11 protein-coding genes are annotated in these 11,182 nt (G+C 67.4%); 5 read left to right on the plus strand and 6 right to left on the minus strand.

The window, feature by feature from the left end; translation table 11 throughout:
- The first annotated feature begins 226 nt into the window (after positions 1-226).
- The gene (locus tag E1267_RS39325) at positions 227-475 is read left to right on the plus strand and encodes a hypothetical protein (RefSeq protein ID WP_132340674.1); all 249 of its coding nucleotides are present in this window, start codon (positions 227-229) and stop codon (positions 473-475) included.
- A 56-nt stretch (positions 476-531) separates the two neighbouring features.
- On the opposite strand, the gene E1267_RS39330 is transcribed toward E1267_RS39325, so the two are convergent.
- Both E1267_RS39330 and E1267_RS39335 read right to left on the minus strand, forming a co-directional pair.
- Positions 532-2,364: a S9 family peptidase gene (locus E1267_RS39330; protein ID WP_132340676.1), complete on the minus strand. Its 1,833-nt coding sequence runs from the start codon at positions 2,362-2,364 to the stop codon at positions 532-534.
- Positions 2,365-2,380: 16 nt separating this feature from the next.
- On the minus strand, positions 2,381-3,388 hold the full coding sequence (locus E1267_RS39335; protein WP_132340678.1) for a helix-turn-helix transcriptional regulator: 1,008 nt from the start codon (positions 3,386-3,388) through the stop codon (positions 2,381-2,383).
- A 531-nt stretch (positions 3,389-3,919) separates the two neighbouring features.
- Between E1267_RS39335 and E1267_RS39340 the strand changes: the two genes are divergently transcribed.
- Positions 3,920-4,681, plus strand: a complete 762-nt coding sequence (locus E1267_RS39340) for an AfsR/SARP family transcriptional regulator (RefSeq protein WP_165960052.1) — start codon at positions 3,920-3,922, stop codon at positions 4,679-4,681.
- 687 nt (positions 4,682-5,368) lie between these two features.
- Here E1267_RS39340 and E1267_RS39345 read toward each other — a convergent pair.
- On the minus strand, positions 5,369-5,677 hold the full coding sequence (locus E1267_RS39345) for a hypothetical protein (RefSeq protein WP_132340682.1): 309 nt from the start codon (positions 5,675-5,677) through the stop codon (positions 5,369-5,371).
- Between the two features lie 15 nt (positions 5,678-5,692).
- On the opposite strand from E1267_RS39345, the gene E1267_RS39350 reads away from it, so the two are divergent.
- From E1267_RS39350 to E1267_RS39360, 3 genes are all read left to right on the plus strand, one after another.
- Complete coding sequence (locus E1267_RS39350; protein ID WP_132340684.1) at positions 5,693-6,676, plus strand: hypothetical protein; 984 nt, start codon at positions 5,693-5,695, stop codon at positions 6,674-6,676.
- Positions 6,677-6,734: 58 nt separating this feature from the next.
- Positions 6,735-7,073 carry a hypothetical protein gene (locus E1267_RS39355; protein ID WP_132340686.1) on the plus strand — a complete coding sequence of 113 codons (339 nt, stop codon included), beginning with the start codon at positions 6,735-6,737 and terminating at the stop codon, positions 7,071-7,073.
- A 173-nt stretch (positions 7,074-7,246) separates the two neighbouring features.
- The gene (locus tag E1267_RS39360; RefSeq protein ID WP_132340688.1) at positions 7,247-8,161 is read left to right on the plus strand and encodes a hypothetical protein; all 915 of its coding nucleotides are present in this window, start codon (positions 7,247-7,249) and stop codon (positions 8,159-8,161) included.
- Between the two features lie 168 nt (positions 8,162-8,329).
- On the opposite strand, the gene E1267_RS39365 is transcribed toward E1267_RS39360, so the two are convergent.
- The 3 genes from E1267_RS39365 to E1267_RS39375 all read right to left on the minus strand — a co-directional run.
- On the minus strand, positions 8,330-8,944 hold the full coding sequence (locus tag E1267_RS39365) for a C40 family peptidase (RefSeq protein ID WP_165960053.1): 615 nt from the start codon (positions 8,942-8,944) through the stop codon (positions 8,330-8,332).
- On the minus strand, positions 8,944-9,852 hold the full coding sequence (locus tag E1267_RS39370) for a replication-relaxation family protein (RefSeq protein ID WP_132340692.1): 909 nt from the start codon (positions 9,850-9,852) through the stop codon (positions 8,944-8,946). The genes E1267_RS39365 and E1267_RS39370 overlap by 1 nt, the downstream gene beginning before the upstream one ends.
- Positions 9,849-11,182: type IV secretory system conjugative DNA transfer family protein (locus E1267_RS39375; protein WP_132340694.1), on the minus strand; the 1,334-nt coding region annotated here is incomplete at its 5' end. The genes E1267_RS39370 and E1267_RS39375, both read right to left, overlap by 4 nt.

Raw genomic sequence — 11,182 nt, forward strand, 5'->3', positions numbered from 1 at the left:
GGAGGAGAGGGTGGGCGGGTTCGGGCTGGCGATCGTCAACGAGCTGGCCCTGCAGCTCTCGCTCATCGGTAACCCGCAGACTGGGCACACGGTGTGGGTCTACCTGGAGCCCAGAGCCGGAGGCGTCGGGTGCGCGAGCGCCGTAGCGGGTTGAGCGGAGGTCGGCCTGCTGCTATCAGGCCGACCTCCGGCCTACGGAGACGTCTCCACCGGAGGGAAGGCGAACATGGGCACAGTTGACTTCGCGACCGTCCTCGACAGGCTCTATCCGGGGTACGGCGATGACGTACGGGCGAAGATGTTCGCGCTGATGTGCGACGTGGCTTTCGTCTACGCGCGCAGCGACGCGTCGTGCAGTTTCGACGTCAGCCTCGACTGTGCTCTCGACGCAGTCGCCGAGAACGTCCACGGGATACGGGTTCAACACCGCCTCAGCCCGTTGTCCCTCCTGACCGTCGTGGGCGGTGACGTCTGAACCTTTGAACGGTGCCCACCCGGCCTACGGGTGGGCACCGTTGTGCTTGGTGGACGTCACCCCACCTGGAGTGCCTCTGGGCGGTCGACCGGGGCGGCGATCAAATGGGTGTGGAGAAACGCGCTGATGGCCTCGTACGCGGTCAGCTCGTTGGCGCGGTTGGTGAAGCCGTGGCCTTCGTCGGGATAGATGTCGTAGCGAACCTCGACGCCGCGTTCGCGCAGCCGGGCGACGATCTGGTCGGATTCGGCCTGGGGAACGCGTGGGTCATGGGCTCCCTGGAGGACGAACAGGGGAGCGGTGATGCCGTCGGCGTAGGTGACGGGGCTGCGCTCCAGGAGCTGCTCGGCGCGGGTGTCGGGGTCGCCGAGGACGGTGGCGACGAAGGTTTTCCAGGTGGGTGGCGATGCCTTCGCCAGTGTGAGGAGGTTGCTCGGCCCGCATATGGAGACGCCCGCGGCCCAGGGGTAGGGGAGGCGGGCCAGGCAGGACAGAGCGGCGAAGCCGCCGTACGAGGCTCCCATGGCGGCGAGGCGGTTCGGGTCGGTCCAGTCGAGGGTGTGGAGGTATTTGACGGCGTGGTCCAGGTCGTCGAGGTCGATGCCGCCCCAGTCGCAGTAGATGAGCTTCTGGTGGGCGGTGCCGTAGCCGGTGGATCCAGCGAAGTTGGGGGCCAGGATGGCGATGCCCTGGTGAAGCAGGTGCTGGTAGAGGCCTGAGCGGGCGTAGAGGGGGCGTTCCTGGGATTCCGGGCCGCCGTGGATGGACAGCAGGACCGGGTGTGGGCCGGGGCCGTCCGGGCGGTAGAGCAGGGCGTGGACGTCGCGTCCGTCGCGGGCCGGATAGGTGATCAGCTCGGGGGCGACGGGGTCGATGACGTGCAGCGCCGGGGGACGGGTGTCGGTGAGGTAGCGGAACTCGTGGCGGGCCAGGTCCAGGACCGCTATTTCCGCCGGCCTCGCCGCGGAGTTGATCAGTACGACCGCGAAGGAGGCGTCAGGCGCCAGGGACAGTGCGGAGATGACGCCGGGCGGGATGCTGGGCAGCGAGATGGGGGAGCCGTCGCGGTCGGCGTGCAGGAGGGAGCTGCCGCCCTCGTTGACTGACCAGATGCGCACTCCTGCGGCGGCGTCGAGGACTTCGACGTCCCAGTTCGGGCGCGCGATCGCCTGCAGGGATTTGGCCGCGAGGTCGTAGAAGGCGGCGGCGGTGAACTCGCTCCAGTGGTCGGTGAGCAGGTGGAAGCCGCTGGAGTCCGCCGCCCAGACTCCGGGCTCGAAGACGCCCTCGCCCAGAGCCGATGTCATGCAGACCGGCGTGGCGTCCGGATCGCTCAGGTCGGTGAGATAGGCGGCTATGTCGGTGTTGGAACGGAATCCGGTCGCCAGCAGCCAGCGACCGTCGGGAGAGAGGCTGACGGCCTCGAATGCGCCCCCTTCCGGGGGCGTGAAGCGTCGTAGTTCACCGGTCTCCAGATCGTGGACGATGAGGTCCTGGGCGGCGGGATCGCGGTCGTTGGCGGTGTAGGCCAGGAAGCGGCCAGTGGGATCGAACGGCGACGTGGCCAGGACGCGCTGGCAGTCCGGCCCGGAGCTGATCTCGGTCAGGCCGCTGCCGTCCAGAGCGACGAGGTAGAGGCGGAACTGTTCGTCCCCGTTCTCGTCGGCGGTGAAGACCAGTTGGCTGCCGGAGGGCGTCCAGGCGATCTGGCGGACTGTCCGGTCGTCGAAGCCTGTCACGCGGCGCGGCTCGCCGCCGGAGACGGGAACGACCCACAGGTCGTAGTGTCCGGAGGCGTGGCTGGAGTAGGCGACCAGCTGGCCGTCCGGGGACAGCGCAAGGGTGGGCTGGAATCGCTGCTGGGGGACAAAGTCCAGATATTCGGGCATTACAGACCTCTCGGGTTCAGTCAATCCAGCCGCGGCGTACAGCTGCGGCTCCGGCGGCGAAGCGGGTCTCCACGTTCAGCGCGTCGCGAATGGCGGTCCAGTGCCTGCGCATGGTGTTGACGCTGATGTCCATCCGCCGGGCGATCGCCTCGTCGGACAGTCCCTGAGTGAGCAACTGCAACACCTGCGACTGCGCAGGGGTGAGCGGCCCGACGGCTTCCGTGCTCCCGAACGGGATGGCCTTCTCCCAGAGCAGTTCGAAGTACTCGCGCAGGGCACCGACGATGACGGGCGAGCGTACGAGCAGAGCCCCGCCCATCCCTGTGGGCGTCAGCGGAAGGAGCGCTACTGCCTCGTCCGCGAGCTTCATCTTCATCCCGACGCGAGGGAGCAGCCGGGCCTGCTCGCCGGCCGCCACCGCGGCCTCGATCGTCTTCGCGCCGATCGGGTGCTCTGCGCAGCGGGTCTCGTAGATCGCGCGGCACCGCACCTGACCCTCGAAGACCGGTAGCGGCGCGTACCCGGTGGAGTCCTCGACCGGCGCCTCCAGGACGTAGTTGTCCAGCGTGAGCCAGTCGTGCCGCGCGGCGTTGATGAGTGCGTAGGACAGGGAGCTGATCTCGTCCCGGTCGGTGACGATCTGCACGAGCCGGTCCATCGCGGAGCTCGTAGACCCAGCGGTCGGCGTCTGGTGGAACTCGCTCAGCCGCTTGTGCCCCGACAGCAACCGTTCCTGGTCGCCGACGAGCCGGCGCGAGAGATCCGTCAGGACGCCCTGCAACGCGAGCTCCGGGGGAGCGGGCACGAGGCGTGGTGGATTCAGCGGACCGTCCGGACGGAGATGCGCCATCCCGCGGGACGTCAACTCCACTACCTGCTCACAGCCGCCGAGTAGGGACGTGGCGTCGTCCTCGGGGCAGCCGTCTTCTGCGAGCAGCTTGGAGTATGACGCGAAGATCTCATCCGGAACGACACCCTGCAATAGGCGCTGCGCGTTGGTCTGGTTCTGTTCGTCCACCGTCACCTCCGATTCGAGGGTAGCGGGGCGATCACTGTATGTGACGCTGCTTCTCTGGCCGTGTCGGACGGTGGGTGGTTCCGCGCGATGGTGCTTTTTCACCAACCGGCTTCGAGGCCCGGAGAGCCGTAGCCGTAGGCGCTCTGGCGGTCCTGGACAACGCGCTCCCGGTCAGTAGCCGCCGTGAGGAGTTTCACGTTCCCTGTTGTGGCGCTGCGCACGGTCTGATCAGTGCGAACGCTCAAGAGTGACAAGGGAGGCAGCATGAGGCGGCATCTTGTCGGAAGGGTGGCGAGGAAGCTGACCGGACCGACGTTGGTGGCACATGGTCTGGTCGGACTCGCGGTGACGTTCGGTCTGTTGAACTGGCGCAGTCGGTCGGTGACCCCGCCCGCCGAACCCCGCTTGATAGACACCGCTCCGGTTCCGGTCCCTGTGACACCCGTTCGCAGCATGGACACGACACAGGAGCCCCAGTCGGCCCCCGTAGGCCCCCTACAGTCTGCATTGACGTCAGGCGCACCACCGCAGCAGGTCATGGTGACCACCCGACCGACAGCCGATCGGCGCGGCACGATCCGTCTGATCGGCCAGTGCGTCATCGAGGGACCCAACCGCGCAACGGGCGGCTGGGGAACCGACACGTGGGCCCTCCTCGGCCTGCTCGCCGAGCACCGCTCTGCTCTGCTGACCAAGGCCATGGCCGGCGACAAACTGTGGCCCGAAGCCGCAGCCCCGAACGACCGGTTCGCCGGCCTCCTCAAGGCGACCCGCGCCAAGATGTGCGAGGCCCTGGGGATGCCCGGCAACTACGGACGCGTCGTCATCCAGTTCAAGGGCGGAGCCGGATACAGGATCAACCCCGACCTCTACGGCTGCGACGTCTGGCAGATCCGCGACCTCCTCGCGGCGGCTGCCGTTGCCACAGGCCTGGAGAAGACGACCGCGCTGACCGCTGCCGTCAACCTCTACACCGGCCCCTACCTCCCCGACGTTCCGCATCCTTGGGCACGGCAGACGGCGGACGCCCTGAACCGCGGCATCGTCCAAGCCCTCGCCCAGCTCGCCGACCTGGAGGAGCATCCCGAGTTGGAGGCCGGCCACCTCGAACACGCCACAGAACTCGACGCCGTCGCCGAACACCTCTATCGAAGGCGAATGGACGTTTACGCCCGCCTCGGCAGGACCCAGGCCGTGCATTACTGCTACGACGAACTACGTGAACAGCTTCGCACCCGAGGTAGGAAGCCCTCCACGAAGACGGAGCAGATCTACCGAGAAATTATCGACTCTGAATAAGAAGCCTAACGCCTCGAAATGGGCTCAGTCCGCGACTTGACCGGAGCCCATGAGGTGGTCCTCGATATGCCATGTGCGCGTGAGCGCACGATGGCAGAGAGGAGGATACGTGTTCAGCGAACACTTATTACGGCAGGCGGCTCTACGTTTATGGGAACGCATCGGCGCTCAGTTGGCGAGGACGTTTATCGCGGCCGGGCTGACCATGTGCCGATGCGCGTAACATCGTCGGCCATGACCTGCTGAAGGCCGAGTCCCGCAGGCGAGCCCACGCGGCCATCGGCCTCGTCGTGACCCTCGCCTGTGGGCGCAGCTTTCAGCACGGCTACGTCGTCCGGGCCGAGCTCCGCCTACCCTGAGCCGCGTAGGCGCCCGAAAGAAGGGCGGGACCAGCCGGCTGCTATCCGGCTGGTCCCACTCTCAGAGTAAGGCTCAACTTCCAGCGGGAAGAGCTGCTTCCCGCGCGAAGAGTCCACTATTGCGCGAGCTTTGCGCGGCACCGACCGGTCCGCCGGTCGGTGCGCCGACCGGCCTACCGACCGGTCTGCCGCCTTGACCGGCACCCCCGATCCGGAGCGTCCTCGCAGGTGTACGGGCTATCCGGGCTACCGGTGGCCCGCCCGACTCGCCTTAACCGACGAGAACTCGGCAAGAAGCGACACCTTCGCCGAATCGGCTGCCCCTGCTCTACTCGACTTTCTTCTTTCGTCTCCCATAATTACTGCCTTGCAAATCTTCGGTGCCTCGCTTCTGATGCTTCTTGCGGCGTCGTGAGGCCAGCTCCTCTGCGTCGAAGAAGCCGCAGGCGTAGCGCGGCAGGCTTCTATGTCGAGGCGGATTGTCGAGAATCGCCAAATTTTCATTACCCGGCTTGGTGATCAGAGATCCATCGCTTTTAGTATGCATCGCCGAATCGGCTTGCTTTGTATTCGGAATCGAGAAATGGTCGTCGTGCATCGAGGAAATCGGCCCCATGGAAATGCGGCCGTAGCTCAAACAAAGGAGAACGAAATGGCGACGAACATGATTGCCGAAAGCGCCCCTACCCAGGCTGAGTTCTGCCCGGAAGGTACGGCGGCCAAGGTGTGGGAGGCCCTGCACGCGAACCCGGCCGCATCTATCACGACGATCGCCGAGGCAGCGGGTGTCTCCCGCCCGACCGCCACCAAGGCCCTCGCGGGATTCGCCGAGGCAGGCCGCGCGGTTCGCACCCCTGGCGGGCGCACCGACAAGGGTCGCGCCCTGCCTGACACGTGGGCATCGGTTCCGTCGGTTACCCAGGCCAATGCCGACGCCCCGGTATCGCCTGAGATCAATGCTGAGGCCCTCGATACGCCCGACGTGCCCACTGACACCCCTACGACCTCGGACGTTCCCGATGCGGCGGCTCAGGACGACTCGGGCGTCCCGGACGACACCTCCGCCACGACACCCGCCATGTCCATCCAGGACGCGATGCGCATCCTGGAGCAGGAGGCCGACCGCCGCGCGATCGCTGAGGTCGAGCTGGCCCGAGCCCAAGCCGAGGAGGAGGCCCGCCGTCAGCAGGCCGCCGAGGCCCTGGCCAAGGCGCGCATGATCGAGGACAGCCGCCGCGCCCTGACCGACCTCCTCAACGCTGTCACCACCACCTACGCGGCCCTCCTGGCCGACGACGAAACGGCATTCACGACCGGTCTGGAGGCCATCTACGCCGGTACCACAGACGTGCGCAAGGCCGCCCGCATCACCCAGGCCAAGACCAACGGCAGTACCGCCACCTGGGGTTCCTCGCGCGGCGACCGCAACGCCCCTCGTCCCCTGCGCCCGGACGTCCTCACCCACCTGATCAAGCACCCCGACCTTGCCTTCACCGCCAATGAGATCGCCAAGGTCCTCAAGCGTTCCTCCGGGGCGGTCGCCAACGCCCTGGACACCCTCGCGAAGAACGGCGAGGCCGAACTCGTCAGCGAGCGCCCCAACCGGTTCCGCGTGGCCAAGCCCGAGGACGCCTGACCACCCATCCCAGCGGACCCGGCCGCTCGGCCGGGTCCCGTCATGAAGAGGAGCAATAATGTCCGATGAGATGTTCGCCCTTCTGGGGTGGGCATGGGATGTGGACCTGGCCACCCGCCTGGCCCGACGCCACCCAGTACGCCCGGCTGCTATCCGGACGTTGACCGGCGTCAAGGACCTCATCCGTATCGACCCTGACCACGCCGCAACGGTCGACCTGACCAAACCTCTCCTGGTCGTGCCACTGCCGTGCGCACAGCCACCCGGCAACCGCCTGGTGATCGACGGCTGGCACCGCATTCACCGTGCCCTCGGCCTCGGCCTGGAGCAATCGCCAGCGATCCTGCTGGACCCGGGCGACGAACGCGCCTGCCGCCTACGCGGCGGCGACATCTGACAGTGCTACGCGCGTGGGGGCGGGGCCAGCTATGGCAGGCCCCGCCCCAACTATCTATCACTACCGAATCTCTTGACACCCTCGGCGAAGCGGCGGATTCTTCGAGCGACCTTCGTCGTGCGAAGGATCGCCACACGCATGGATCACGAACCGCAGAAAGCGCCGGTGACGAAATGGCCGTGAAGGTGAATCACGTCTGGTTCGGCGACAACCCCCTGGGGGCGTTGGAGAAGTTCAACGTCTACACGTGGAGGGCTCTGGGACACGAGGTGACGATTTACGCGCATCGCTGGAACGGCACCTCTCACGACGAGGCATCGTTGGGGCTGTCGGGCTCCGGCGTCAAGGTCGAAAACCTGAGCACCATCCTCGCCGAGGACGACAACAAGCGGACCGAGACGCTCCCCGAAACGCGGGCGCTCCTGAAGTGGTGGATCGAGGCGACGAACAAGGAGAAGCCGCTCGAGACCGATGTCATCTACAACCTGGTCGATCTCACGAAGTCCTACATCGGTGGAACGTGCCAAGGCATCGTCCTGGACTTGAAGGTCGGCCCGAGCCCGCACCTCGCTGCCTACGAGGATGTGTTCCAACGGAAGTTCGTCAGCTACAGCCGTGGCGGAAACACGGTGGCGCCGGAAAACCAGTGCATCGGCACGATGCAGGAGGCGGACACGCTCCGTGGCAAGTACGCCGCCAGGTTCGAACTAAAAGTCACGGGCAACCTCGACGGCCAACGCGGGCTGCGTTCAACCCCTGCTGAGAGGCACTTCGGCCTGATCACCTCCTTCCACGGTCAAGGCTTCATCGCCGCCAAGCCCAACATCGACGTGGCCATTCAGGCGCCGGATGGTGGAGCCGTCGGCCAGTACGAGGTGAAGGAGATTCGACGGCCGGGTCACGGCCCCTTCCGCGTCTTCAAGGCGTCGGAAGACCAGACCAACAAGAGCAGCGCCGAGAAGACCACGCCGGAGGAGGTCTTGGAGCTGTGCCTGTACGTCTGGGACAACGAGCTGGAAGGCAAGAATGTCCCCAACGAAAAATTCCTTGACAACGTGAAGGAGGCCCTGAAAGCGCTGTCCGGCTGACGGCTCCCGCCGCCGCGAACGTGCGTCCTGGTGTGGGCAGCCGGTCAACCCCGCCGTGCTCAACGCACCCCCAATGATGGAGGGCGTGTATCTCGGCGATACCTGGCGGTGTGGCCAGCCTGGCGCCGATCCCAGTGGGGATGAGCCTGGCGGGAGCTCGTCCAGGCACTAGCTGCCTGGACGTGCGTAGCCGATGATGTCCTGGCGGACGGTGTACCGGCTTATGCGGACGCGTAGGCCGGTACGGGGAGCTTCGATCATGCGGTCTGTGTCGCGAACCAGGCCGACGTGTCCAGGGTGGTTGGGGCCTCCGCCGGAGCCTTGGAAGAACACGAGGTCTCCTGGAGCCCGGTAGCCGGGTCCGATGTGGCGAAGGGCGTGCCACTGTTCAGCGGCGGTGCGCGGAAGGGCGACTCCGGCTTGGTGCCAGGCATAGCGGGTGAGGGCGGAGCAGTCGAAGCCGACCGTGTTCGCCCCTTGGTCGATCCCCCGGCTGGGGCCGTCGAGTGCGCCGCCTCCCCATGAGTAAGGGGTGCCGAGCCAGCGGGCAGCGGCTGCAAGGGCTGTTGCGCCGTGCCCTGTCCCGGTGATCCGGGCTGGCGCGCATGCGGGCCGTGTGAGCGGGGTGGCATCGGGTTCGGCGGTACGCAGCACCACAGTGGCACACAGGACGTCGGGAGTCGGCACGCTGTTGTGCGGCAGCACGGTTGCGACGACGCCGACGATGATGATGATGGCGACCAGGACGAACACGCCGGTCACTGTCGTGGCGATGACCGCCATCAAACGGGCTCGCTGTGGGGGTTGATGGTGCCCCATGCGTCCCGTAGGGCGATCAGCGGACGGCGGGGGCCCGTTGATCCGGCTGGTAGCCATACGGGCCCAGCGGGGCCGTCAGGGGCCGTTACGGGGGTGTGTACGGCGGTGGCCGTGGGGACGTCGCTGCTGGTCAGGAGCTTACGAAGGTTGGCTTCGCGGGCAGCGCTCGGGAGCCAGAACAGGACCGGGGTGGTGATGCCGGTGGCTTCGGCGAGGGCGGCGTAGCCGTCGAGCTTGGCCAGGACGCGGGCCAGGGTCTCGGTGCCGGTGTCGTGCTCGAGGAAGAAGTCGATCGTGTCGGGTTGGCCGGTGGGGGAGGGCTCGGTCCAGCGGCCGAAGGCGTCGGGGCGGGCGAGATCGCCCCAGAGGGTGGCGCAGCGGCGTTCTGGCCACCATTCGGCGACCGCTGAGCCGTCGGCCCGGTGGCGGGCGGTGGTGTGCAGCTGGGCGAAGAACTCGTTGACACCGACCTGGTGGTTCAGGCGGGACGAGAGCGCGATGGCGCTCGCGGAATCGGGGCGATAGCGGAGCTCGGCCGGGGTGATGCCGCGCTGGGCCGCAAGGTGGTGAGCTCCGGCGGTGCCGAGGATCCAGTGCCACGGACGGCTTCCGGTGGGTGCCCAGGGGCGGAAGCGGTCGAGGGCGCGCATCTCGTGGAGGGCCAGGAGCCGGTGGCGGGCGCGGTGGATGCTGGGGAAGAAGATCGCGGTGAGTTGGTCGGTGGTGAGGACGCGGTGTTCCCACACGGCGTCGAGGATCTCGGCGTCTCGTGGGGTGAGGCGTTCGGCGAGGCCGGCGACAACATTTGGCGTGAGGCGGGGGCGCTGATGCCGGGAGGGAAGCAGACGGCGATGTGCGTTCGGTCGGGTCATTTGGTGCTCTCCTCGTGGGCTCGGCGCGGATCGGTCGAAAGACGAAGCTTTGGCCTGCTGGGCGTTGAGGTTTCTGGACGGGAGAAGGCAGCGCGCGAGGCTGCTCGTACCGCTTCCTGACGGCCGGGGACGAGGTCGCGGAGAGGGCGGGTGCGGAAGGTGAAAGCCGGAGATTGGCCGCCCTTGCCGGTCATGACGCGTCCGGCGGCTTGGTACGCGCCGAGGTGGGATAGGTCGTGCGCGCCGAGTACGGGGCCCACGTGGCGGGCGAGCTCGTGAGCGTCCTCCGGAGAGGCGGTGAAGTAGACCTTGTTGCGGGCGTCGGCGGAGACGGCTTCGCGGAGGTCCTTGGGGAGCTGGGACAGATGTTGGTGGGCGAGGGCGAGAGAGAAGCGGTAGGCACGCGCCTCGGCCAGGAGGTCGCTGACGGCGATGGGCATGTTGAGAAAGTTCTGGGCCTCGTCGATGTAGGCGGCGGTATCCCGGCGCTCGTGCTCGGGGAGGCGTACACGAGGGGTGATGGCCTGCCAGGTGTGCGCGAGGAGGACGGAGCCGAAGAGGCGGGCGGCGTCTTCACCCAGCACACCTTTGGGAAGGCGGGCCAGGACCAGGCCGCCGGTGTCCAGGGTGCGAGCAAGGTCGAAGGTGGAGGTCCCGCCGGAGAGAGCGTCGCGGACGAACGGGCGGAGCAGGACGGCGCGAAGTTTGTTCATGACAGGGCTGATCACGGCGGCGCGGGCGGCAGGAGACAGCTCGTCGTAGGCGGTCCAGAAGCCTTGCAGCAGCTCGTCCTGGAGCCGGCCGACGATCCGAGCTCGAAACGGGGTGTCGGTGAGGAGCTTGGGGATCTCGGCGAGGGTGGCGCGGTGGCCCTGGGTGCGGACGAGGGTGAGGCAGGCCGAGCGCATGAGGTCGTCCAGGCGCGGCCCCCAGGACGAGGCGAAGCAGCGGTGGAAGATCGTGACGATCGAGTCGACGGCGAACGCCGGGTCGGGTCCGGCCAGGACGTTGAAGCAGGGTGGGCTGCCGGGTTCGGCCGGGTCGAACAGGACGGTCCTGCCGATGGCACGTTCCGGGAGTCGGTCGAGGACGTCGTCGATGAGGTCGCCCTTGGGGTCGATGACGAGGGCGCCTCGGCCGGCGTGGGCGTCGGAGAGGATGAGGTTGGCCAGGAAGGTGGACTTGCCGACGCCGGTCTGGCCGAGGACGTGCAGGTGCTGGCGGGCGGAGGCCACGGTGACGCCCACAGGGTGCGGGTGGCCGGTCTCGGCGTCGCCCAGCACCCGGACGTCCGGCCCGTACGCGGGGACGTCGGGGGAGGGCGCGATGG

The organism is Nonomuraea longispora (assembly GCF_004348345.1).
GTDB lineage: Bacteria > Actinomycetota > Actinomycetes > Streptosporangiales > Streptosporangiaceae > Nonomuraea > Nonomuraea longispora.